The organism is Paenibacillus sp. FSL H7-0756 (genome assembly GCF_038006765.1).
In the GTDB taxonomy this organism is placed as follows: Bacteria; Bacillota; Bacilli; order Paenibacillales; family Paenibacillaceae; genus Paenibacillus_AQ.
In genome coordinates this window covers 1,164,027-1,187,451 of sequence record NZ_JBBOVT010000003.1, presented here as the reverse complement: position 1 = coordinate 1,187,451, position 23,425 = coordinate 1,164,027, and the positions used below count along the sequence as shown (strand labels likewise).

Below are 23,425 nucleotides of genomic sequence, written 5' to 3'. Positions count from 1 at the left end.
GGACCAAAGTGCGTCTTACCTGAAATTAAAGGTTGTACCGTGCTTTTTATAGATGATTCCGGCTGACTGCATAACAAAGAAGACCCCTGAATCAGGAGTCTTCTTACCGGCAGGATCTAGATCAGCTTGTGCGCATACCACTTCTTGCCCCGGAAGCGCCACAGGAATACCGCTCCGCGGACCGCCCACTCGCAGTTCATCGCCAGCCATACCCCCAGCACCCCGTAGCCCAGTACAATCCCGAGAATATAGCCGAACACTACCCGGAACAGCCACATCGTCAGCATTGAAGCAATTGAGGTGAAGCGGGAATCTCCGGCTGCCCGCAGCGCAGATGGCAGAATGAAGCTGAACGCCCACAGCGGAATCTGGGCGATTGCATTGACCAGCAGCACCACGAACAGATCATCGATAATCTCCGCAGGCGGGGAGAAAATAGACACCAGCGGGTGGAACAGCGGCATCAGGATCAAGGCCACCAAGGCGTAAGAGGCGGAACCGATCCACAGGAAGGACTTGATGAACTTCCGGGCATCCGCCACATCCCCCCGTCCGATACACTGGCCGACCACGGTCACAATCGTCAGCGACAGCGCACTGGCCGGAATCTGAAAGACCATCGCCAGTGATCCGGCAATCGCATTCGTGGCGATGGCATACGTGCCAAGGCTGACAATGAAAATCTGCGTCAGCAGCTTGCCGCCGTTGAAGAACATCTGCTCTGCGGCGAACGGTACGCCGATGAACATGATTTTGCGCAACATCGTAATTGGTACATGGAACAGGTCGCGGAACTGCACACGCAGTACCGAATCGAACTTGAACAGATAGATCAAGGCACAGGCCATCCCCACATAACGCGCAATATTGACCGCAAGTGTCATGCCCAGCACACCCATGTCCAGCAGATTAATAAAGACAACATTGAGGATAACGTACAGCACGTTCATAATCAGTGACAGCATCAGCGAAGCCCGCGTCCGGCCCACGCCCCGCAGCGCACCGCATACCGCCTGAACCACAGCAATCCCCAGATAAGAGATGCTGCTGCCGATCATATAGACCCGGGCATTGTCCAGCACATCAGCGGACGCCGTCCCGAACAGCAGATTCAGAATTGGCGTATGGAAGGACATCAGCAGCAGACCGATTCCCACCGCAAGCAGCGAGACCGAGGTTACCGAGCCGGCTGTAGCCTGGGAGACCATGCGGTCGTTCCTGCTTCCTTTATACTGTGCAACCACCACCGTCCCCCCGGTCGCAATCGCCACAAACACATTGATCAGAAAAATATTCAGGGAATCCACCATATTCACCGCGCTGACCGCCGCCATCCCTGACGAGCTGATCATCGCAGTGTTGACCAGATTCAGTCCGATAATGAAAGCCTGGTCAATGAGAATAGGCAGAAACAAGGCGATAATTTGCCGGTAATCCATGCTGTCTCCGGACAGATATTTTTCCAGCCATTTCTTGGCCGGTTGAGGAGCTTGAAGCTGCATACATTGATCACATTCTTTTCTGTAGAATAATTGCAGGCGTACAATACATTCCTTCCAGTTTACTACAGATTCCGCTCCAAGTCTGTGTTATATGTGGATTTCCTTCAGATTAGCGGATAACATTCCCTGCTCCCTAAGTAAAATCCTGGGTCAGGCCGAAATATAGAATGAGAGGATTTACATTCGGAAGGAGGAGCCTATTATGAATAATGAGATCGTTAAAAGTCTGATCCAGCAGGTGACGGAAGAAGTATTATCCGAGAACCAAGCTGCCTTGGAGCAAAGTGGAAACAGCAAGGCCAGCATTCAGCTAGCTGTACAATTATCCGCCGTTACCACCCTTAAGATCCTTGAAAAGCTCGAGCTGATCGATAAGGATTAACCGCACAGCCTGCCTGTGCTACATACCCGTAGGGCACTACACGCAAAAACCCCGCAGGAAGCAAATTTCGCCTGCGGGGTTTTGTGTGCCTATGGGGAATTCAGGGGCACTAATGCCCCTCATTTACGCTCCAAGCCTGCTTTTGGCAAATTCAGGAGCACTTGTGCTCCTCATTTACGTTCCACAGCCGTTTTCAGCGAATTCAAGTGCACTTGTGCTCCTCATTCTGACGGCTAAGAGGGATTTATCCCTCTCATTTTCGCTCACCGCCCACTTTCAGCTAAATCAATGGGATTTATCCCTTTGATTTCGGCCCATCGCCCATTTCCAGCTTTTTCAGAGGGATTTATCCCTTTCATTTCCGCTCATCATCCACTTTTAGCTAAATTAATGGGATTTATCCCTTTCATTCTGGCTACCAACCTGCACAAGGCCTGCTTCCCCGGTACGTTCGCTCCCAGTAAGATCAAAATTACTTTTCTAAGCCGCCTTCATTACATTACAACTTATACTACTGCGCCTCCAGCTCCCGTGTGAGCTCAAGCGCTTCAATACCGGCCAGCAGCACTATGCCGATTCCGTGAGTATCGTTGAGCTGCCAGGTGAGCTGTTCTTTGTAATATAGTTTGTTGAAGGAATAGCCCGAGCCCCGGCAGACGCCATAGACATTCCCCTGATGGTCGATGCAGTATTCGGCCAGCGCCGTCCAGCCGCGCAGCGCTGCATCGGCATATGGATAGGGCTCTGTCAGCCACCCTCTACGCACGCCGTGCGCAAAAGCATACACGAACATCGAGGAACAGGATGCCTCCGCATAAGAATCGGGATCGGTCAGAACCTGATGCCATAATCCTGCGGCGTCCTGGAGCCGTAAATACCCTTCGCACAGCAACCGGTAATACTCCAACAGTTCTTCCCGCTGCGGATGCTGCTCCGGCAGCACCTCCAGCAGTTCAGTCAGCGAGAACAGCACCCAGCCGTTGCCCCTGCCCCAGGCTACACCGTTCGGCTTGCTGAATTTGTAGTCATACACATGATGCATAATGCCAAGCTCCGGCTGGAACAGCCGATTACGGTAATGGAGAAATTGCGACACCGCATCTTCCAAATAAGCGGGATCACCCGTCAGCAGATAATACCGGCTCAGGAACGGAGTGCTCATATACAGATCATCGCACCACATCGTTCCCTGCATAAAGTCGGTGGTGCCCCGTGTCCGGTATAGCGCCCCATCCTCATCTCGGGACTGCGTCTCATGAATATACCGGGCGATATACGCCGCTGTTTCGGGTGCTCCATGCAGCGGCTGTTCGGCATGGGCAGCCAGCATTGTCGCACCGAAGGAGCCGCAGTCATCCAGTGAGTCCATGAGCGCAAGTTGCTGGTTGATCCCCGGAGCACCATAGCGGCTGCGGTCCCAGAGCGAATAAGCATGAAGCCGGGTACACTGCTCAATATGTCCTCTGGTATAAGCAGAATAATGAGGATCGCCCAGAGCCTGACCGGTACGCAGCAGACCATATAGGGTTACCCCGAGCGGATAATTCCAGCGGCCGTACAGCGCACTCTCCAGATAGGGCCTGACTGCGCCGCCAGGACGGTCCACCCGCCAAAAGCATTCCTCTGCCCCTTCACCGAAGGGAGCATCCATCGAAGCCGCTTCCATAGGCTGCGGTGCTGCCGATTGCAGAAACGGGCCCAGGTACAGCCATGGTCCGGTCTGCCCTTCCACCGGGTAAGGACTCACCAGCTTCAGTGTGCCGCGGACTCCACTGGCACAAGCTCCCTTATTCATGCTTCCCTGCGGATAGGGGGGTGGTAAAGCTTCCGCAATCCCCCCGCCAGACTCAGTCTCCACTTGTACCTTCACCTCTACCTCTGCGGCATTCCCAGCCGCAGCTGCTTCCAGCTCGAAGCCCCACCCGGGGCCGCCGCACACGGCCTCGACCAGCAGGTCATGGTTGCCGAAGCCCAGCGGCAGCATGCACTCAAAGCCGGCACTCTCTTCGGACTGGATGGCGGCAAGCCTGCCATCCACGTAGACCTTGAGTGCCGCTACATCCCGGCTGCGGAGGGACAGCCGGACGTCCATTCCTCCCGGCGCACTCACCGCCAGCCGGCTCCAGGCCAGCGCCTTCGCGCCGGGCTCCGCGCCGAGCACGCGCGCGAGATTCCCGCGCTGTGCCTCGTCATCCGGCCAGCCGGCCGCCGGATACCAGGCACAGCGGGCCGCCAGCGCAGCTTCGGCAGCCTCCGCGGCTTCGCCGCAGCGGACGCGCCGCGAAGGCTCCGCGCGGTGCGCCGCAGCCTCTCCCTCTGGAGCGCCGCCGCCCTCCGGCTGCAGCGTCCATCTGCTCTGCTGCGGCGCGCTGTAGATCCAGCCCTCACAGCCGCTGCGCTCCGCAGTCGGGTCCAGAAAATGCAGCGGTGCGCCCTTCACGCTCCCGGTGCCAAAAATCCCGCCGCAGCCGGTGCCGACTGCGGTACACTCCAGCAGGAAGTGATTCCAGCCTGCCGTCAGCCCGGTACGAAAGAACGCCTTGCGGTCCGGGAACACATCATCGTTGAGATTGGACGCGAACACGGCAACGCTGTTAACATAGACCGTCACCGGACCGAAGCAGCTGAGGGCGAGCGGGATTTCGCTATCTGCATCGCTCCATAGCTTCCCCCAGACATAGACAAATTCCCCGTCCTCCAGTTCAAGCAGCCGCTCCTTCAGGTTCATCTCGTACCGGCAATCCGCCAGCCGCGGGAAGCTGTCCGTAAGATGCACGCGGTAGACCGGAGGCTGCGGCGGATTCGCACCAATATAGCGGTTCGCTATAACCGCCAGCATGGATTCTGTATGATCTCCAGCGGTACGGACGATGGAATGACGCGGATCAAAGTAGGCTGGAACGTTGGCCTGCGCAACCTCACCTCTGCTGCCCGGTGTGCTACTTTTCACGGTACTCTTCACGGAATCCGCTCTCAATGCACTATCCTGCACGGCATCACTATTCACCAACTCCGCTCTCAATGCAGCACCCTTCACGGCATGCCCTTCCTCGGCACTCAACACCGCCTTCTCGTCCCCGCTCCCCATCACAACGCTACCTCACCGCCGGGGTACAGGGTGGAGCTGTACAGCCGTTTGGGCTGAGGCAGCGGCTGCCCGGGGTGGACTGCTTCCAGGGGGAGTGCTTGACCAGCATAGACGGCGGCCAGGTCATCCGTATAAATAATGACCTGCTCCGTTCCGCTGCCCAGCAGATCCCCGTGCACGGCATAACCCTGCTCGGCGAACCCGGCTACGATGTTCATATAACCGTCATAGAGAGCGGGAAGCACAGCTTCGCCCCGGCGGTAAGCCAGAATATAGTCCGGTGCCTCCGGCCAGAACCGGCTGACCGCTTCAACAATGGTCAGCCAGCCAGCGGTAGTACGCTCTTCCTTCCACAGTTCACGGCCGGACTGGTCCAGCAGGAACATAGCATCCTTGCCCCGCAGACCCTTGCCGTCATCCTCGCGGACCAGACGGTCAAGGCCCGCAATCTGCAGGCCGGGCAGGTCGGGGCGGAACCGCCCGAGCGCCAGATGCTGCGACTCCACAGAGCCTTCGTACCGCCACAGCTCGCGCCCGTCACGGCCGTACATCACCGTCACGCTCCCGCCGATGACCAGCTCCGGTACCCCGTCTCCGTTCACATCGCCGACCCACAGGCAATCGGCGTGATCGTCCAGATCCTTGCAGCTCCATAGCATCTTGCCCTCCGCATTCAGCAGATCATATCCGGCCATCACCTCATCGCGCCCGTCACCGTCCAGATCGTACACCCAGGGATAATGCCCCACATTGCCCTGGTGGGTCCAGAGCAGCCGGAAGTCCCGGTCCAGCGCCCATAGCTGATGGTAGCGATCTTTGAGAATGATGTCGGAAGGATAATCGCCGCCTGACAGGTTGGCAATAATGATGCAGTCATGAGCCTCCTTCGCCGGCAGCGGGTGAACCGATTTGACTTTGCCCGTCGCCCCCTCCAGAATATGCAGCTGGTCATTCATCACACACAGTACCTCCAGAGCCCCGTCACCATCGATATCGGCAATCTGCGCCGGATAATCGGAGCCTTGGCTGCCTGCTTCCGGATCCGGCTTTCCCGTCTGCCACAACAGACGGCCATCCAGATTGTACGCCGTCAGGCACTGCACCTGATGCGGAATATAACGCACATCCTGGCGGTTATCCGGCTGCACCAGCAGCAGTTCAGCCCGGCCGTCCCCGTCCAGATCGCCGAGCAGCATTTTACATCTTGGACCGGCGGCGGAGATATCCAGCCCGGCCAGCCGGTGCAGCTTTTGACTATGATCCATATGATTCACAACACATCCTCCTTCACTCTATCCCTGTTCTGTATCAACCCAGATCCACAGTCTGTCCCCCGGGCACCTCGACTACTGCACCGCCAACCTCCAGCCAGACAGCAGCCGCTCCCGGATTATAGACAAATTCCCTTGCCGCCGAGAACATCAGCCCCCGGCAAGCCTTCATGTAATGCACCAGCTCCAGATTCGTCGCATACCAGATGTCGCCGCGTCCGCCCGCCATGGCGCAGAAGCGCTCCATCAGCTCCCAGTTATGGTCATTGTCGAACTCGTAGCTATGTCCCCATACATACATCAAATACAGATACTGCCGCTTATGCAGCCCCACAAAAGCCTCCCCGTGAGCCAGCAGCTCCCGGTTATGATGGCAGGTCGCCTGCCACTCCAGCCAGTCCTCCGGCAGGGCGAAGCCTCCGGTGGCCTGTACCGTCCGGGCATATTCAATGCCCAGATGCGGCAGCAGTGCCTTGATCTCCGGCGTATAGGAGCCGTTCGGATAAGACATCCCGCGCACAGGCTGGCGGACCAGTCCTTCCAGCACCCTGCGGTCCTCCATAATCTCCTCCACGACCAGCTCCTGCGGGCAGCGCGCCAGCGTCGGATGACTCCGCGTATGCACGCTGACCTCATGTCCATGGTAGAGAGCCGCAACCTCATCAGCCCTGATGCGGTCCCCTTCGCCAAGCAGCCCGGAATTCAAATGGAAGCTGCCCTTGATTCCATGCTGGTTGAACAGGCCGACCAGCCGTTCATCCGCCCGCCGTCCGTCATCATAGCTCATGGTCAGCGCCTTATGACGGCCTTGCGGGTAGCAGTAATAGACTCCCGGCATTGCAGTAAAACCTCCTTCGTAATCGTCCGTCCCTATATAGATTGAACTTGTATATTTTTTGTTATGGGATAGCCGTGACTCCAGCCACCTATCCAAGCTTCAAGGAGCATAGACGGCCAGATCGCTGTACTCCGCTATCAACGGGGCCATTTGGCGGAAGCCAAGTCTGCCGCCGCCAAGGAGCGGTCCGAAGGACGAGCCGTCATCCACCCAGTGCAGCACCGGCAATTCATTGATGGCAAAAGTCACAGCAGCCCCCCGCTTCACCACCAGCATCCGGTAGTCCGCAGTCATATCGGCGGTATCCGGGAGCGGATCAGCGCCTTGGGCGACAAGGTGGAAGCCGTAGCTTTTGCGCAGATTACAGGTGTGAAAAGCCCGCTCTTCCTCCCACATCCGGCGAAAATACGAGATATGATAGGCATTCATCTCCCCATGGTGGTACTGGTCATATTCGCCCGTGCGGACCGGCAGGGACGGGTCGAACAGATCCTTGCCCCCGGCACCGGCAGCCGCGAAGAACAGAATGGCCAGCCCCGGCTCGCGCAGCGGACGGAACCTCCAGGAGAGGGCAAGCTCCGCCGGAAAAACCTCAGGGCACCAGAAAACCACATTCGCCTTCTGACCTTCCTCAGGCCCCCGGGTGCTCTCCAGCCGCAGCCGTCCCTGCGGAAAAGTAACTGCGCCATCGCCTTCCATATGGAAGCCCTCCACCTGTGCTGGACCTTCCAGTGTACTGCGGTAGATCTCACGCCAGCCCTCAGGAACGCCTGCATTAGCCAGCTGCACCGTCATTCGGCCGCCTCCTTCCCGGTACCGCCACCAGCACCGCCACCTGCACTGCCATCAGTTCCCCTACCCGACCCTGCCTCCCGTGCAGGCAGAGACTCGGCAATCAGCTCCAGCGCAATGATCGTATTCAGCGACCACTGTGAGGCTTCATTCGTATTGATCCAGTCAATCTCATCGAGCGCTTCCGTATACGTAACCCGCTTCAGTTCCTCCTCCAGCCGGAGCTTCCCGAACGGATTCTCAAACAATATGCTCCAGCAGCGTTCCGCCGTCGCCCGGTCATCCTTGACCCATGCGCCATAGGCGGCAATAGCGACACTCAATACCGGATGCTCGAAGGGCTGCTTGCCTGTAATCGCACCCCCGGATCTAAGCAGCTGCTCTTCCTCGGGCAAATTATAGAAAACACCGAACTCCGCCAGCATGTCCTCCCACTCCGGGTCCTCCAGCATCATCGCCAGCTCGAACCATACCTGCGGCCCGCCCATGCAGATCGCCAGATGCCGGCCCCAGTTATCGTCGCCCATGGGACTGAGAATTCCCGTTACGGGGTCGTAACCATAGGTTGGACCGGAGATCAGCCGCAGATTGGCTGCTTTGATGCAGCCGATGCCGGTTAGGATTTTGTCGCGGTAGGCTGTATCCTCATAGCGTTCCCAGCGGGTCATCCAATTGGAGCTGAATGCGGCCCAGTCCGGCCCCACCCGCACATGCGTCTTGAATTCATCCTTCGGAAAATAAGCCCGCATCGGGTCCAGCGTCACCGTGGAATAATCCGCGTCCTTCACACTGTCCATGATGTCGCCGGTCCGCTCATCGCCGGTCAGATAATAGTAGTAGCGGTGCAGTCCGGCCATGGCAATCCGCGCCTCCTTGCAGCCGCAGCCCCAGTGCACGACATTATGTCGGGAGCCAAGACCCGCATATTCCCCGAAATGATATACATCCACCTCGCTCGTATGCCGGGTCATCGCTTCTGCCATCCGGTAAATATCCGCACGTCCCGTCCGCAGGAAGCTCACCCACAGCCACATGTTCGGCACCAGCTCGGCATTCTGCCAGGCACAGCCGCCCAGATCATAATTCCAGACATGGCGGACCGGATCATAGCTGTGCATGAAATCGCCGTAATCCCACAGGCCATACCACTTCCGCTGTTCAATCTCTTTCTGGTAAAAGCTGATGATCCCCTCCAGCCGTTCCTCCAGATACGCCTTGGCCGGCGTGCTCCGGTCCGGCAGGCTCCAGAGTCCAAACGCCCGGGTGCGGTGATAATACTCCGGCTTACAGACCAGCAGCGGTGGTTCATCCTCCTGCTGCTGCATCTGCTGAAGCTGCGCATAATCTGGTGTCCGCGAGGTACACCACAAGGTCAGCTCGTTCGTATTGGCGATGCCGTAAGGGGTTGCCCGCAGCTCCTCCGCACCTTCATAGGAAGACTCGACATGCGTCTTCGTATCATAATGGCGCAGGTCCATCGCCTGTGCCTCCGGCGTCCAGAACCAGACCGTTAACGCCGCTTCCGCGCCGGAGGTGCCAGTGATCTCCAGCCCGGACGGGTGCTTTTGCCAGAAATCCTTCACTCCGGCAGCCAAGCCTCCGCCGTCAGAGCCGACATAGCCCAGTCCGCCTGCCCGCCGGCCTTCCGCCCCTTTAATCCAGGTGCAGTCCGGCCCTGTCCGCTTGTGGACGGCGTAATGTTCAGAAGAATCTTGCACCAGCCGGAAGTCATCCCATACTGCCGAATCCTGGAGCAGTCCCGTGAAGTACGCATCCTCTACGGGATCAAAGTGCTGGCTCTGCCCCTCAAGCTGCCCGGCGAACATACCGGCATATTTGTCCCGGGTTCTGCGGGTCTGTAGCGTCTTGGGGGATTCGCTGAAGATTCCCCCGCTGCCCGCCAGACGGACATGGCGGTTGTACAGCGGACCGCTAAGCGGCACCTTGAACAGGAGGCCCAGCCCCTTGATGAAATCCTGCTGCGGGTTGCCGTCATAATGGAAGGTATGCACCAGCCGGATGGATGCAAGCCCGGCATAGAAATAGAGCCGCAAAGTATAAGGAAGCCATTCCCGGGCTCCCCTTGTACTTCTGTGCCGTCCGTCCAGCCGGATCACGGCACGCACCGGTCCCTGCTCTTCCAGTCTAGCCTTCAGCGTCACCCCGGTGAACCGCTCCTGCCGCAGCGTCAGCTCCCCGCTGAGCATGTCCCGCTGCTCGCGGAGACAGACCAGCTCGCTTCCGCTGCACACAAGCTGCTCTGCGGCGTAGACCTGCTGCACTGCATCTGCACCCGCCCCTGCACCTTCAACCGCCTCCGCAGCTCCAGAATATCTACGTTTGCCGTCCGGTCCCCCGGCATCCGCCGTGTCCCGGCGGATGATGCGGGAGATTACACCCGGGTCGTGCTTGACCACGGTGCACAAGATGCTGCCTGTATCGACAATATACGCCTCCTCCGTCTCTTCCACGGATATCTCGAAGGCTGCGGGCACCACGCTAAGCTCGGCGGAGCGTTCCAGCGTATATCCTGCCGTACTCCCTTCAGGGCATACGGCAGAATGCAGGGACCATTTGATGCTGCCGTCCGGCCAATACGCAGCCGGGCGGCTCTGCAGCGGCAGACTGAAATCTTCTGCCGCCCCTTTAAGACATAGCGCGGCCAGTTCGCCGCGCTTCAGATCTCCCTTGGACCAGGGGACACCCCAGGTCACCCCCGCAGCCGCAGCAGGCGGCTTCAGCCACCGTAGCTGGACCGGCAGGGCCGAGGACATTGCGGTCATTTTCAGTCATCTCCTTATGGAAGACATCACCCGGACGAATGAACCGTTCCCGGAGCAGGAGGCCTGCGGACGCCGGAATCACAGGAAGTGAGCCGCTGTCATTCTGGCGCCGGTGCCTGCTCAGCGGGTCCCATTCTCCTTCTCCCCCTCCTGCCGGCTCAGTTCACGGTAACGTGTCGGAGTGATGTCCTCCTGTTTTTTGAAAATCCGGTTGAAATAGCTCTGCTGATAGCCGACCTGCAGGGCGACATCGTTCATCTTCAGATCCGTGTCACGCAGCAGTTCCTTCGCCCTCTCGAGCCGGAGTTCCGTTACATAATCGATGAAATTCTGCCCGGTGACCCGCTTGAACGACTTGCTGAGCAGAAAAGGGCTGGTGCCTGTATGATCCGCACAGCTGTCCAGCGAGATATTGTCCATATAATGCTGCTGAATGTATAGCATCGCCTGATCAATCGTCCGCCTTATCCCGGCGTCGGAGCGCTCGCACAGCTCCTTCAGGAAGGGAGCGATAACCTGCGTGCGGAACCAGGAGAGAATCAGCCCCGGCTCATGGATCTGCGAGAGGCTGGCATACAAATTCCTGCCGCCGAACAGCTGGCTCGGGTACATCCCGGCCTCCAGCACCGCATGAAGGATCGCGCCGAGCAGATGCAGCATCCCCTGTTGTACGTCGATCACCTTCGCGCCGCCTGCGGAGAGCGTCTCCAGGAATTCCTCCAGCAGCCGGTCCGCTTCCTCCGCTTCGCCGGTCCGCAGCGCCTGAATCAGCCCGCGTTCCAGCGCGAAGGAATACTGCGGCATAGGTGTGCCCTGTCCCTCGCGCTCCAGCTGCTCCAGGCTGATGATCTGGTTCCCGCCCCCGTACCTGCTGTGGCTGGCCGCCTGCTTCGCCGCCTCGAAGGACCGCGGAATCGCGGAGATGCTCCCGATCCTTGCACTGTAGGCCACCGTAGCCTGAAGCTTAAGCATCCTGCTCAGAGTAGCCGCCAGCTCTTCACCGAAGGCGGCCACCCGGGCCGGGTCCGGGCCGCTTCCCGGTTCCATCAGCAGCATACCGGAGGTAAGGTCATGCAGATTAACAGTCTCCGCCCGCCCGAAATGCTCCCGGGCAAGCTCCAAGGTAATATTCACGGCCGCGAACGAGACCAGGCTCTCGTCGCCGCTGCGGAACTTGGCCTCCAGGCTGGAGATGCCGGTCAGCTGGATATACAGCACTACGAATGTACAGTTATCCACTTCCCATTTATACTGCTTCATCCGGCTCTGCAGATCCTGTTCAGAATAGGCATACAGATACCCCTGGAACAGCTGGTGCAGGAAGCTCTGCTGCACAAGTGGAAGCTGCTCCGACAGCGTGTACTGGAGGGCGTGCTGCTGCCCGTGCAGGTTCTGCCAGTGCCGCTCGATCAGCGTCAGCTCATCCACCCGCTCCCCGGAGGCCGCATGTTCGGGTAGCAGCGTCTGAAGCAGGCGGCGGACCGGCGAATAGATTTTGCGGGAGGCAATCCAGGACAGGACTGCCGCCAGCAACAAGGCGCACAAGCTGACCATGATAATCATCCGGGACAGCCGGACCACCGGAGAGGTGACGCTGGAGATCGGCGAAGCCGATACATACCGCCATTCACTGGCAATCCGCGAGAAATCACCGTAGGTCACCGCATAAGTAACCCCGTTCCAGTCGTAGAGAAATGAGCCGCTGTCCTGGCTGCCTCTGCCCGTAATAGCAGCCCGCAGCGCCGTAACGAGCGGCGAGGGCGCATCCATCCCGCCCCCCGAGATGAAGAGTCCGCCGGATTTCTGCTCCATGAACACCTCCCCCGTGTTGTACGGAGTCATGGTCCGCAGCAGCGCCGATACCTTCTCTGTATCCATACGCAGCAGCAGCGCCCCGAAGGGCTCCCGGCTGCCGCCGGGGATGTGGTGCACCAGCGTCAGCTCCTTCTGCTCCGGCTTCTCCGGTTCAAAAGCCCACTCCGTCCAGTACGTGCTCCGCTCCTGCTTCAGCAGCTTCGAGTACAGCGCTTCCTCCTCCGCAGCCAGCGTCCCGTACTCCGTGCCGAAGCGCACCGGCTGATTACCGGCCAGATACAGCTCAACCTGCCGCACCATGGAATTCGAGCCCTGCATGACTACCAGCGTCTTCGTAATATCCCAGGCCCGCTCATGATTGCGGATGAAATCCATGTTGCTCAGCGCATAGTCAAACTTCGGATCGAATGCCCAGTGGGCCAGCATCAGCTCCAGATTAGACAATTGATCATTGATGTTGTCCGCCCGCTGCTCAATCTGCCGGTTATGCATCCGGAGCAGCTCCTTCTCCAGATTTCCCCCGGCCATAAAATAGACCAGCAGCCCGATGATCAGCCCGGGAATGGACGAGACGATCAGCACAATAATGAGATTATTGCGGTAATAACGGCCCTTGCGTCCCGTCCGGCCTCGCGTATACCTGTTCCGTGCTCCTGCCCCTTCATTCTCCATTGGTTTCACCAGCCGAATCCTTAGTTTAGAGTTGCAGCTATGCAGCCACAGCGGGGACAGACCGGCCGGAGACTGGAGCAGGACCGGGTTTTACTTGCCCGCTGAGGCGTACAATTCGTTCATTTCCTTCACAAGCTCATCTCCGCCGGTCTTCCGCCATACCTCAAAAGCGGACTTCAACCCGGCCTCATCCATCTGGCCGACAATGAATTTTATGCGCGCATCGTTGATTACGTTATCCAGCTGTGAGCCTTTTTGCGTATAGACTGCCGAGATCAGCGCTTCCGCCGGATTGGTCACAATCGTCGCTTCATTCGTCTTCTGTACCTCGGTCTGCTTCAGCCGCAGCGGGGTCTGCTTCACTTGCTTCGCCTTGTCCTCCGGGATGAACGGCAGCATCTGGTTCAGGCCTTCCACTTCCGATTCCAGCAGAACGGTATCGCTGGAGCGTTCGATGTATCCATCCACCAGCTTGTAATGCACGCCTTCAATTCCATAGTTCAGCATCGTCTGCAAATCCTCATCATTCAGCCGGTCCAGGAAGGCCAGCACCTGCTTCAGCTCCTCCTCGGTCTTGACCGAAGACTTCGGAATCGCCAGCATGCCGGAGAAGCCGGAGGTCGGGAGGGTATGCAGCGTGCCGTCCGCTCCGGTCACACCGCCGATCACGTCCATATAATGGCGTTCGGGCTCGTCTTTGCCTTCTTTTTGCAGAGCGGCATGAATCTTGTCGTCCAGCCGGGCTGCGTTATCCACTACATCGACGATAACACCGGCCTTGTTGTTGACGACCGGATCATTCCATTTGGAGCTGTCCATTACCGCGAAATCGGCGTTGATCAGCTGCTCGTCGTATAGCTTTTTCATGAATTTAAGCGCTTCCAAATACTCAGGGTATTCATGCTCAGGTACCAGCTTCCCATCCTGCACGCCCCACTTGTTCGGAGAACCGAACCACAGCTTCATCGTATCGAAGCCGCTGGCCCACTGGCCGGTCCACTTGACCAGCACCATGCCGTACGTATCCGCCTGGCCGTTGCCGTCCGGGTCCTGCTCCTTGAATGCTTTTAACATATTATAGAAATCATCCATGGTCTTCGGGGTCTCAAGCCCGAGCTTCTCCATCCAGTCCTTGCGGAACACCACGCCGTTGCGTCCCAGCGCCCGCCCTCTGTAGATCCCGTAATTCTTGCCGTCGATGGCCGAGTTATTCAGAATAACCTCCTTCGCCCCGCTGAGATTCGGATAATCCTTGAGATACGGACCCACCTCCCAAAAAGCGCCGGATCTCGCCGCATTGACGAAGCTGGACGCTTTCACGTCACCTACATACATAATATCAGGCAGCTTGCCGGAAGCCAGCGTAATATTGAATTTGTCCGCATACGACGCATTCGGCACCCATTCGAAATGGATTTTGGTGTTCGTCAGCTCCTCCAGCTTGGCGGCGACCGGACTGCCGTCCTTCGGATAATTAGTTTTGAAAATCGGCAGCATCAGCGTCAGCTCAAGCGGCTTCTCTCCCTTGGCTGTACCGTCCGCCTTCCCGCTGTCAGCGGCAGGGTCCTTCTGTCCCGCTCCCGCATTCTCCCCATTTCCGCCACAGCCGGACAATACACTTAGCAGCATAATCATAGCCAGCAGCGTGAACAACCCTTTTTTCCCGGACCGTGAACCTTGGCCCCGCTTCATCTTCATCATCACTTGGCCTCCCTTTATATGTTGACTAACCGCTTACCCTTTAACTGAACCCAGCATCACCCCTTTGGCAAAATGCTTCTGCAGAAACGGATACACGCACATAATCGGCAGGGTGCCGACCACGATGACGGCCATTTTGATCGACTGCTCCGGCGGCTGTACGAAATTCGGGTCCATGGAGCTGAGATCCCCCGCTGCCGACTGGGATAACATAACGATCTGGCGCAGCATCACCTGCAGCGGCCACTTGGACGGATCGTTGATATAGAGCAGCGCCGAGAAGAAATTATTCCAGTGTCCGACCGCATAAAAGAGCGTGAACGTCGCCAGCACCGGCTTCGACAGCGGCAGCACAATCCTCCACAGCAGCCCCAGCTCCGTGCAGCCGTCGATGCGCGCCGCCTCCTCCATCTCAGCGGGAAGCTCCTGGAAGAAGTTCTTCACGATAATCAGGTTGAAGGCGCTGATCGCCCCCGGAAGAATTAAGGCATTCAACGTATCGAGCAGATGCAGCTCCCGGATTACCAGATAGGTGGGAATCATCCCGCCTCCGAACAGCATCGTGAATATCACCAGATTGAGGATCAGATTGCGGCCCATCAGGTACCGCTTCGCCATCGGATACGCCATGGTAACCGTGAAGAACAGATTGACTGCCGTCCCGATCACTGTCACGTACAGCGACACCCCGATGCTGCGGACAATGGTATCCGTGGAGAAAATAAACCGGTAAGCGTCCAGCGAAATGGTCGTCGGAACCAGAAAGACAGCGCGCTTCGTAATTTCCGCCTCGGTGGCGAAGGAACCGGCGACGACAAACAGGAACGGCAGAATGGCCGCGATCCCGATGATGCCCAGCACCAGGTAATTAAACACGTCAAAGGTAATCTCTCCGGCGCTGCGGTAACGTTTAGCCACACTCTTGGCCTCCTTTTCAATATAATCCCGATTCGCCTGACTTCTTGGCGAGCCAGTTGGTGCCGAGCACCAGCACGACCCCGATCACCGATTTGAACAAGCCGACGGCGGTGCTGTAGCTGAATGCCCCCTGGGTAATTCCCAGCGCATACACATAGGTATCGAAGACCTCTGCCACCTCGCGGTTCAGCGCATTCATCATCAGATAGATTTGCTCGAAGCCGTTATCCAGAATCGTACCCATCCGCAGAATCAGCAGAATGACAATCGTACTGCGGATCGCGGGCAGCGTAATATGCCAGGTCTGGCGCCAGCGGCTGGCTCCGTCCACCACGGCGGCTTCATATTGCTCCACATCGACACCGGCCAGCGCAGCGAGGAAAATAATCGTCCCCCAGCCGCATTCCTTCCAGATGGTCTGCAGAATAATCATCGGGCGGAACCAGTCTGGATTGGCGAGGAAATCAATTTTGCGCCCGGTAACCGTGAAGAGGAATTCATTGACCGCACCGCCCTGTGTCGTAAGGAACACGTAGGAGATACTGGCGACGATGACCATAGAGATGAAGTGGGGCACGTAGATCAGCGTCTGAATCGTTCTTTTGTAAAAAGACAGCCGGATCTCATTCAGCAGCAGCGCCAGGATAATCGGTGCCGGGAAAAAGAACACCAGATTATACAGCGACAGCACCAGCGTATTGCGCAGCAGCATGAAGAAATCAGGGTTCTGAAAAAACGTGCGGAAATGCTCAAGGCCCACCCAGCTGCTCTGCCAGAAACCCAGAAACGGCTGGTAATCCTTAAAGGCGAGCAGCACTCCCCACATCGGCACATATTTGAACACCAGGAAATATAGGAGTCCGGGGCTGAGCAGTATGTAGAGCCATTTATCCCGCTTCAGCCGTCTGAAGCGCTGCTCGCGCCTGCTGCGGCGGAAGCTTGTACCCGCGCTTACCTCTGCTGCCCCCAATGCCGCTCCTTGCTTCATTTACATTCACCTCCGTATAGATAAGCAGCCTGGCTACTTCGCTTCACTACATTACCGTGGCTGCGCTTTCTATTATGGTTGGCGGGTGTTTTTCCGGCAATCGGACTTTTTGGACAGCGCTGCGTATGGCTTCAGCGCCGCTTCCGCAATAAAGTCCAAAACCGGCAAAACTTTACTATTGCATGTGGGTGAGAGGAACGGATATGATGCCGGGAGATTATGGGGAAGAGACATTATATAAATTAAACCTTGTAAATACTCGGTATGGGATAGTCGTGACTCCAGAGAAGTTTTGGGCTTTCGGCCGCTGCCCTTCTGCAGATTTCTTTGATTAGACCGCTGTTCGCGGTAGAAATCCGGTGACAAGCTGATGCTTCCGAAGCGAGCTTTCCTGCGGAAAGCTTTCAGGCGGTCGCTACCGCTCCTCCAGCTCCAAAATTCCCTTCCGCCACTCCTCCCAAAATTTATGTTTTCAAGTTCAAACTATATAGCTTAGGGATGGGGAATAGAAAGATAAGATCATACAGAGCCCGTGTGGGCTTTTTCCAGGAGGTTAAAAGAATGAAGCAAAAACTATATTACGGTGCTGCGTGGTACCCGGAGCTGTGGGGGGAGGCTGAGCGGCAGCAGGATCTTCGGCTCATGCAGGAGACCGGGATTAATCTGGTACGCATGGGCGAATTCATCTGGTCGCTGCTGGAGCCGGAGGAGGGTTCCATCGATGTACGGCCGTTCGCTGAGCATATCCTTCAGCTACATGATCACGGCATCGATACGGTCATGTGTACGCCGACCGCGACCCCGCCGATTTGGCTGACTCACGGGCACCCGGAGCGCCTGCACATCCGGGCAGACGGGGCGGTAATGAGCCACGGGTCCAGACAGCATGTCTGCACGAATAATCCTTATTTCCGGCAGCGGGCGGCGCTGATCACGGAAGAGATGGCCCGGGTGCTGGGGCAGCTCCCGGGCCTAGCCGCCTGGCAGCTCGACAATGAACTTAAGGCACATGTGGCGGAATGCATGTGCGGTTCCTGCCGCTCCCTGTGGCATGAGTGGCTGGAGCACCGTTACGGAAGCATCCGCGAGCTGAATACAGCGTGGGGAACCGGCGTGTGGAGCCAGACCTACCAGCGGTTTGATCAGGTGCCGCAGCCGGTGGCTACGCCTTTTCTGCATAATTCATCGCTCGTCACCCAGTACCGGTTGTTCCAGATGGAGAAAGTCACGGAGTTCGCGGGGGAACAGGCAGCGATCATCCGCCGCTATTCGGCGGCTCCGATCACGCACAACAGCAACGTTCCTTTTCATCTGGACAATGAGCAGCTGTTCCGGGAGCTTGATTTCGCTTCGTTCGACACCTACGCCTCTCAGGCCAACAGGCACGCTTATCTGCTGAACTGTGATCTGTGGCGCGGGTTCAAGCACGGGCGGGATTTCTGGCTGATGGAGACCGGACCGGCCTATGCCGCTTCGCTTACAAGCTACGGCGAGCCGCACCCGGACGGCTATCTTACCGCCGAAGCCGTGGCTGCCTACGCGCTAGGGGCAGGCGCCTTCTGCTATTGGCTGTGGCGGCAGCAGCGCACGGGCAGCGAACAGACGCACAGCTCGATCATCAGCGCCTGGGGTCAGCCTGCGCTCGGCTACAACAATGTGCGTGCGGCTTCCGCCGCCAGGCTGCTTATTGAGCCGCACATGCTGAATACCCGGCCGGTGCAGGCCGAGGTGGCGATTACGTATTCGGACCGGGCCAAGGCGTTCCTGGCCACGGAGCCGCACCGGCAGCTGAACTACCGCTCCCTGCTGGGGGATTTCTACCGGCGGATACTCGATCTGGGCATTCACCGTGACCTGCTGCCGGAAGGCGGCGATTTATGCGGCTATAAGCTGCTGTTCACGCCTTTTGTTCATTATCTGTCGCCGGAATACATGCAGAAGGCGCTCGCCTTCGCTGAAGCCGGCGGCATCTGGATCGTGGGCCCGCTTAGCGGAGGGCGCACGGCGGAGCATACTCTGCATACAGATGCGGCGTTGGGAGAACTGGAGCGCTTCGCCGGGGTGAACACCACCTTCGTCTACCCGATGGAGGGGACGGGCAGCATCGGGGAGGCTTTCGGCTGCTCCGCGCCGCTGTCCCTGTGGAGCGCGGTGTTCGAGCCGCTGCCGGGCGGGGCCTCCGCGGTCGGCGTCATTACGGCGGGCCGGACGCCAGGCCTGGCCTACCTGACCGAGCAGCCCTATGGCCGGGGAGCCATCGTCATGCTCGGCTCGCTGCCCTCGGGCGGCGAGGGCGACAAGCAGCTGTGCGCGCTGATTGAGCATTACACCGCCCGTGCCGGAGTCACCCGGCGCAGCGATGTCACGCCGGGCACCATTCTCTGCCCGAGAAGCGGCACTGACGGTGAGCTGTGGACGCTGGTCAACATGGACGGGCTTGGCGGCAGCGTCACCCTGCCGCGCAGCGGGCAGGATGTGTTGACCGGCACTCCCGTGCCCGCCGGTCCGCTATCGCTTGGCGCTTATGAATACAGGCTGATTGCCCTGTAGTAGTGAATCATAATCCTCCTGCTGATGGCGGAGAACGCTGCCTCCCAGCAAACAAGTGGAAAAACGCAGCTTGCTGTGCTGGTTCCCAAGGAATTTCCGGAAGCAAGTGGATAAACAACAACTAATCATGGCCGTTTAGGCCAGTTTGGAGGAATTGGGTTCATTTAAGTGCTGTTTATCCAATTGCTGTTTTGGCAAAAGGGCGGTTGCCGCTCAACAGGTGGACTTTATCCAACTCTTTCCCTCCCGCATCATACGCGAGTGGCATAATCATAAGTCGCGTGTAGCTTACGCTGGCTTGGCCCTCCCCCTTGGCTGGTGTTTCACCAGCAAGAGGAAGAGTGTTACCTGCGCCCACGCCGGGCACAACACAAAAACACCCGGCAGTATCTCCCGCCGCCGGGTGTTTTCCTTTTACCATATCTGATTATCCGTTAGTCTTCTCAGCTTCTTCCGCCTGCTGGAGCAGCCCGATCTGATGCAGATGATTCAGCAGCTGCTGGTAATGGTCGGCCTTCTTCTGAACGGTAAGAACCAGCTTGCGGAACTGGTCTGTTTCCTGGCCCGATTTCTCCAGAATACGCAGCAGGTCGCTGTTGATCTGCTCCACATCCTCCATGCTGCTCTCCTGGGACTCCTGGATTTTCTCCAGATGCTCGAAGACCTGCTCCTCTGCTTCTACAATCTCATTCATGTATAACGTGGACTCACCGATCTTCGCCGTGGTCTCGTTCATCGCGAGCGTTCCATCCCCGGACTTGCTGTGAATCTGCTCCATGACGCGGGTCATTCCTGAGAGTGAACCCATGATCTCCTTCACATGGCTGCGGGTGCTGTCAGCAAGCTTGCGGATCTCCGTGGAGACAACGGCGAAGCCGCGTCCATGCTCACCGGCCCGCGCCGCCTCAATCGCCGCATTCAGCGAGAGCAGATTCGTCTGCTCGGCAATATCCGTGATAATCTTGGCCAGCTGCTCAATGCTGTGGAAATGCTCCCGCAGATCCTCATTCAAAGCAACGAACTCCGTAAATACCTCCGAGGCCTTCTGCATTTCCGCAGAGATCTGGATATTGGCTTCCTTGGCAAATTCGATTTTGTTGGAGGAGTAGGACAAGCTGCCGTACATTTCATTAATCAGATCTTCAGTCTGTCCGTTGTTGGTCTTCAAATGCTCCAGCAGCTGCTGAGTCCCGGCGATTTGGCCGATCATCTCCCCGCCGCCTGCCCGCAAGGCCTCGAAGTCCTCCACCAGTCGGGCCTCTTCCTTCAGGATAGCTCCAGTCTCAAGGCGTACCTGCTCCGCCAGGGCATAAGTATGTTCCCCGTAAGACACCGTGCCTGAAGCATGTGCAGAGGATACTTCGCTATCTTTACCGCTGTAAGGTACTGGTGTGTTAGCGACCGCTTCATCTATTGCGACTTTTCCCTCTGCTTTAACCGTCTCTGTGGATACGGCCGTATCCTTAACCGCGATCACACGCTCTGCCATGGCTCTCTCCGCTAACCCGCTTGTATTACTGTGACTTTGAACGCCTTCAGCAGAGAGAGTTCTCCCCCAAGCTGTGCGCAGTTTGCTTAACCACTCCATCCGATTTCAACTCTCCCTTATTCAACCAGCAGCAGAATCATCGTCTGATTGGCATGCTTAGTATAATATTGCTCTCCATAGCTGATGAAGCCTGTAGTGTTGCCGCAGAACCCAAGCATCTTCTCGTCAAAAGCTCCCCAAAGACCGTCCCGTGTAAACAACTGGTCCCGCAGCGTACAGTTAATATTGAGGACAAACGAAGGCTTGAACGGACTGCCGCCCAGCGTCTCCTCCAGTACTGCCAGCGGATCGGTTGAACTCAGCAGCTCCACATAAGTACTAGACATAATTTGGCTGTAAAAGGTGACAGAGCCGTCCGGATGAACCGCCTTCGGGGAGGCTATGATCAGATCATCCTCGTATCTTTTACCCAGCGGACTGCTCAGAAAATGCTCTGCCAGCTCCTTCTCCGGCACGCCCAGGACACGCGCGTATTCCCCGGCCGCAGGCCGCCCGTTGAAGGAGTAGACCCGTCTGCCGAACACATCGGCTTCTGTCACCAGCAGCGTCTTCCCGGACGGGACATATATATTCTCTTTGACCAGGGCGGTGCGGGCAGGCATATTGAAATAAATCCCCAGGTTCCGCACCCGCCGGGTTCCTATATAGAGGTAAGTCTCGCCGCGCTCATCGTCAGCCGCACTGCCGCCAATCACCTTAAATTGCGGGTCCATGAAATACAGCGAGGAGAGCAGCATCTCTTCCATCCCGCCTGTGCCGTCACAGAGCAGCATCAGAAAAGCGTTCGGATTGCCCCGTACCTTGCGGTAAGCAATCTCCAGCGTGCTTGCGCTAAGCACGGGAGGGTGCAGAATGCCCACAATCTCTGCTATACCGGCTTCATATTCAAAACCAGTAATTACGCCGCTGCGGTAGCCCTGCGGAGTATATTCGCCCTTGGTTGAGCACAATACTGCCCGCGAAGGCGCATGACGGGATAATTCCCGGACAGCCGCAGCCGCAGCGAACAGCACCAGGCCACGGTTCACATCCAGCTCCTCCAGATGGTGCCTGGCCTCGTCCAAGGTGTCAAAAGATACAGCAATCATTATGTATACCAAACCTTCCTTTGCGGAGATTTCTCCCGCATACTGTTACTGAAAAATTAAGCTGTAATTTTCAATACTACCTATGGTAAAACCAGAACCGGGTTCATTGTCTGTGAACAATGTCGCAGCCTGTGCCGGGTTTCCATGATACGAGGTTGAGCCCTTCCTGCAAACCCTGTATCATGAATATATCACAGATCAGAGAAAAGAGGCTTCGGCATATGACCTATTCCCAACGCTCCACCCACCCTGCCGCCGCATCCGACTACACGTATCTGGAGTATCAGATCGGCATAGCCGCCGATGAATTGGCAGTTGCTGTGAAGGCGCAGGACAAGCCCCGGGCAGAAGCTATCCGGCTTAAGATTGCTGAACTCGAAGACAAGCTTGCGCTGCTTGAGGATTAAGCACAACTACTCTATCTCAACTACGGAAGGACGGCTGCTACAATGGCGATACGCGGATATTACTTTGCGATGGAAGATGAACTGGTGCAGCAGGTTGCAGCAGGGGGCACCCCGCTGGAGAGCTTGAACATAGACAAATACCCGGGGCTGGATATCGACCGTACCTGGGAGGCGATTCACTACCTGCTATGCGGTGATATATCGGACGGGCCTGCGCCGCTTGGATATGTGGTTCCGCTGCATTCAGACCAAGGCATCGAGTTCGGGGCATACGGGGCATTCTGCCTGCGTGCCGGACAAGTGGCCGAAGCGCTTGACGCCATCTCCGGGCTGGATGAAGCGCAGCTTCGCCAGCAGTATGATTTCCAGACCATGGCCGAGGAGGAGGTCTACCCGCTGGACCCGGATACGGTGTCTGACGATGATGCGGATGCCTTCTTTGCCTACCTGCTCCAGTTCTTCACCGAGATCCAGCGGTTCTACAGCCAGACTGCGGCCGCTGGTAAAGGCATTATTTTCTATTTGTTTTGAAGCCTGGCTCTCCTGTCAGATGATGCGCTGGACTGGCTGGGCTGGGTGGGTGTCCGGGCGGGTGAGGGGCGTGCGCCGAATTCGGGTGCACTTGTGCTCCTCATTGGCTCGTTTCGGCCGTTTGCGCCGAATTCAGGTGCACTAATGCACCTCATCGGCCTCCCTCTTCCCATCCGCCAGCCTATCTGAGGGATTTGTACACTTGATTTCCTTATTCTGCCCACTTCCAGCCTGATCTGAGGGATTTATACACTTGATTTCCTCACTTAGCCCACTTCCTGCATAATCAGAGGGATTTGTACACTTGATTTCCTCATTCAGCCCAGTTCCAGCCTTATCTGAGGGATTTATACACTTGATTTCCTCACTTAGCCCACTTCCTGCATAATGAGAGGGATTTATCCCTGTGATTTCACGATTCAGCCACGCTTCCGGCCTAACTGTGGTCAGGGGAGGAGGCGGGAATCCATCTCCCCTTCCGTTACCACCATAAAAGGCTATCCCCGTCACTGCTGACAGCGGGATAGCCCAATCACTCAGTTACTTCACA

Annotated in this window: 18 protein-coding genes; 4 read left to right on the top strand and 14 right to left on the bottom strand. The window is 57.4% G+C overall.

Going from position 1 to position 23,425, the window contains the following annotated elements:
• Positions 1-116 precede the first annotated feature (116 nt).
• On the bottom strand, positions 117-1,502 hold the full coding sequence (locus tag NST04_RS31190; protein ID WP_341187692.1) for an MATE family efflux transporter: 1,386 nt from the start codon (positions 1,500-1,502) through the stop codon (positions 117-119).
• 202 nt (positions 1,503-1,704) lie between these two features.
• On the opposite strand from NST04_RS31190, the gene NST04_RS31185 reads away from it, so the two are divergent.
• On the top strand, positions 1,705-1,884 hold the full coding sequence (locus NST04_RS31185; protein ID WP_341187691.1) for a hypothetical protein: 180 nt from the start codon (positions 1,705-1,707) through the stop codon (positions 1,882-1,884).
• Positions 1,885-2,395: 511 nt separating this feature from the next.
• Here NST04_RS31185 and NST04_RS31180 read toward each other — a convergent pair.
• The 9 genes from NST04_RS31180 to NST04_RS31140 form a co-directional block, all read right to left on the bottom strand.
• The gene (locus NST04_RS31180) at positions 2,396-4,972 is read right to left on the bottom strand and encodes a glycoside hydrolase family 88/105 protein (RefSeq protein WP_341188109.1); all 2,577 of its coding nucleotides are present in this window, start codon (positions 4,970-4,972) and stop codon (positions 2,396-2,398) included.
• A complete protein-coding gene (locus tag NST04_RS31175) occupies positions 4,972-6,237 on the bottom strand; it encodes a hypothetical protein (protein WP_341188108.1) in 1,266 nt (421 codons plus the stop codon). Before NST04_RS31175 ends, NST04_RS31180 begins: the two co-directional genes overlap by 1 nt.
• Positions 6,238-6,280: 43 nt before the next feature.
• Positions 6,281-7,081 carry a polysaccharide deacetylase family protein gene (locus NST04_RS31170; protein ID WP_341187690.1) on the bottom strand — a complete coding sequence of 267 codons (801 nt, stop codon included), beginning with the start codon at positions 7,079-7,081 and terminating at the stop codon, positions 6,281-6,283.
• Between the two features lie 99 nt (positions 7,082-7,180).
• Positions 7,181-7,876 carry a DUF1961 family protein gene (locus tag NST04_RS31165; protein WP_341187689.1) on the bottom strand — a complete coding sequence of 232 codons (696 nt, stop codon included), beginning with the start codon at positions 7,874-7,876 and terminating at the stop codon, positions 7,181-7,183.
• A complete protein-coding gene (locus tag NST04_RS31160) occupies positions 7,873-10,656 on the bottom strand; it encodes an exo-rhamnogalacturonan lyase family protein (protein WP_445667966.1) in 2,784 nt (927 codons plus the stop codon). The genes NST04_RS31165 and NST04_RS31160 overlap by 4 nt, the downstream gene beginning before the upstream one ends.
• A gap of 120 nt (positions 10,657-10,776) precedes the next feature.
• Positions 10,777-13,143 (bottom strand): AraC family transcriptional regulator, encoded by a 2,367-nt coding sequence (locus NST04_RS31155; protein WP_341188106.1) that lies wholly within the window; start codon positions 13,141-13,143, stop codon positions 10,777-10,779.
• A gap of 90 nt (positions 13,144-13,233) precedes the next feature.
• Positions 13,234-14,841: an extracellular solute-binding protein gene (locus NST04_RS31150; RefSeq protein WP_445667976.1), complete on the bottom strand. Its 1,608-nt coding sequence runs from the start codon at positions 14,839-14,841 to the stop codon at positions 13,234-13,236.
• 36 nt (positions 14,842-14,877) lie between these two features.
• Entirely contained in the window at positions 14,878-15,762 is an 885-nt protein-coding gene (locus tag NST04_RS31145; RefSeq protein ID WP_036696562.1) for a carbohydrate ABC transporter permease, read from the bottom strand.
• 16 nt (positions 15,763-15,778) lie between these two features.
• Positions 15,779-16,750, bottom strand: coding sequence for an ABC transporter permease (locus NST04_RS31140; protein ID WP_341187688.1), 972 nt, complete (start codon positions 16,748-16,750; stop codon positions 15,779-15,781).
• A gap of 561 nt (positions 16,751-17,311) precedes the next feature.
• On the opposite strand from NST04_RS31140, the gene NST04_RS31135 reads away from it, so the two are divergent.
• On the top strand, positions 17,312-19,300 hold the full coding sequence (locus NST04_RS31135; protein ID WP_341187687.1) for a beta-galactosidase: 1,989 nt from the start codon (positions 17,312-17,314) through the stop codon (positions 19,298-19,300).
• 175 nt (positions 19,301-19,475) lie between these two features.
• On the opposite strand, the gene NST04_RS31130 is transcribed toward NST04_RS31135, so the two are convergent.
• The 3 genes from NST04_RS31130 to NST04_RS31120 all read right to left on the bottom strand — a co-directional run bounded on the left by NST04_RS31130 (position 19,476) and on the right by NST04_RS31120 (position 21,937).
• Positions 19,476-19,721, bottom strand: a complete 246-nt coding sequence (locus tag NST04_RS31130) for a hypothetical protein (protein WP_341187686.1) — start codon at positions 19,719-19,721, stop codon at positions 19,476-19,478.
• A 6-nt stretch (positions 19,722-19,727) separates the two neighbouring features.
• Positions 19,728-20,789, bottom strand: a complete 1,062-nt coding sequence (locus tag NST04_RS31125; RefSeq protein ID WP_341187685.1) for a methyl-accepting chemotaxis protein — start codon at positions 20,787-20,789, stop codon at positions 19,728-19,730.
• 116 nt (positions 20,790-20,905) lie between these two features.
• Positions 20,906-21,937 carry an FIST signal transduction protein gene (locus NST04_RS31120; protein ID WP_341187684.1) on the bottom strand — a complete coding sequence of 344 codons (1,032 nt, stop codon included), beginning with the start codon at positions 21,935-21,937 and terminating at the stop codon, positions 20,906-20,908.
• A 221-nt stretch (positions 21,938-22,158) separates the two neighbouring features.
• On the opposite strand from NST04_RS31120, the gene NST04_RS31115 reads away from it, so the two are divergent.
• Both NST04_RS31115 and NST04_RS31110 read left to right on the top strand, forming a co-directional pair.
• The gene (locus NST04_RS31115; protein WP_341187683.1) at positions 22,159-22,344 is read left to right on the top strand and encodes a hypothetical protein; all 186 of its coding nucleotides are present in this window, start codon (positions 22,159-22,161) and stop codon (positions 22,342-22,344) included.
• Positions 22,345-22,386: 42 nt separating this feature from the next.
• Complete coding sequence (locus NST04_RS31110) at positions 22,387-22,875, top strand: YfbM family protein (RefSeq protein ID WP_341187682.1); 489 nt, start codon at positions 22,387-22,389, stop codon at positions 22,873-22,875.
• A 141-nt stretch (positions 22,876-23,016) separates the two neighbouring features.
• Here the strand turns inward: NST04_RS31110 and NST04_RS31105 are convergent, their stop codons facing one another.
• The gene (locus tag NST04_RS31105) at positions 23,017-23,385 is read right to left on the bottom strand and encodes a hypothetical protein (protein ID WP_341187681.1); all 369 of its coding nucleotides are present in this window, start codon (positions 23,383-23,385) and stop codon (positions 23,017-23,019) included.
• Between the last annotated feature and the right edge of the window lie 40 nt (positions 23,386-23,425).

Bases quoted from the DNA above. Each gene is read 5' to 3' on its own strand.
- NST04_RS31170 (WP_341187690.1), bottom strand. From the start codon at position 7,081: ATGCCGGGAGTCTATTACTGCTACCCGCAAGGCCGTCATAAGGCGCTG.
- NST04_RS31125 (WP_341187685.1), bottom strand. From the start codon at position 20,789: ATGGCAGAGCGTGTGATCGCGGTTAAGGATACGGCCGTATCCACAGAG.
- NST04_RS31130 (WP_341187686.1), bottom strand. From the start codon at position 19,721: ATGGTAAAAGGAAAACACCCGGCGGCGGGAGATACTGCCGGGTGTTTT.
- NST04_RS31190 (WP_341187692.1), bottom strand. From the start codon at position 1,502: ATGCAGCTTCAAGCTCCTCAACCGGCCAAGAAATGGCTGGAAAAATAT.
- NST04_RS31175 (WP_341188108.1), bottom strand. From the start codon at position 6,237: ATGGATCATAGTCAAAAGCTGCACCGGCTGGCCGGGCTGGATATCTCC.
- NST04_RS31165 (WP_341187689.1), bottom strand. From the start codon at position 7,876: ATGACGGTGCAGCTGGCTAATGCAGGCGTTCCTGAGGGCTGGCGTGAG.
- NST04_RS31120 (WP_341187684.1), bottom strand. From the start codon at position 21,937: ATGATTGCTGTATCTTTTGACACCTTGGACGAGGCCAGGCACCATCTG.
- NST04_RS31185 (WP_341187691.1), top strand. From the start codon at position 1,705: ATGAATAATGAGATCGTTAAAAGTCTGATCCAGCAGGTGACGGAAGAA.
- NST04_RS31140 (WP_341187688.1), bottom strand. From the start codon at position 16,750: ATGAAGCAAGGAGCGGCATTGGGGGCAGCAGAGGTAAGCGCGGGTACA.
- NST04_RS31150 (WP_445667976.1), bottom strand. From the start codon at position 14,841: ATGAAGATGAAGCGGGGCCAAGGTTCACGGTCCGGGAAAAAAGGGTTG.
- NST04_RS31155 (WP_341188106.1), bottom strand. From the start codon at position 13,143: ATGGAGAATGAAGGGGCAGGAGCACGGAACAGGTATACGCGAGGCCGG.
- NST04_RS31180 (WP_341188109.1), bottom strand. From the start codon at position 4,972: ATGGGGAGCGGGGACGAGAAGGCGGTGTTGAGTGCCGAGGAAGGGCAT.
- NST04_RS31115 (WP_341187683.1), top strand. From the start codon at position 22,159: ATGACCTATTCCCAACGCTCCACCCACCCTGCCGCCGCATCCGACTAC.
- NST04_RS31135 (WP_341187687.1), top strand. From the start codon at position 17,312: ATGAAGCAAAAACTATATTACGGTGCTGCGTGGTACCCGGAGCTGTGG.
- NST04_RS31110 (WP_341187682.1), top strand. From the start codon at position 22,387: ATGGCGATACGCGGATATTACTTTGCGATGGAAGATGAACTGGTGCAG.
- NST04_RS31160 (WP_445667966.1), bottom strand. From the start codon at position 10,656: ATGACCGCAATGTCCTCGGCCCTGCCGGTCCAGCTACGGTGGCTGAAG.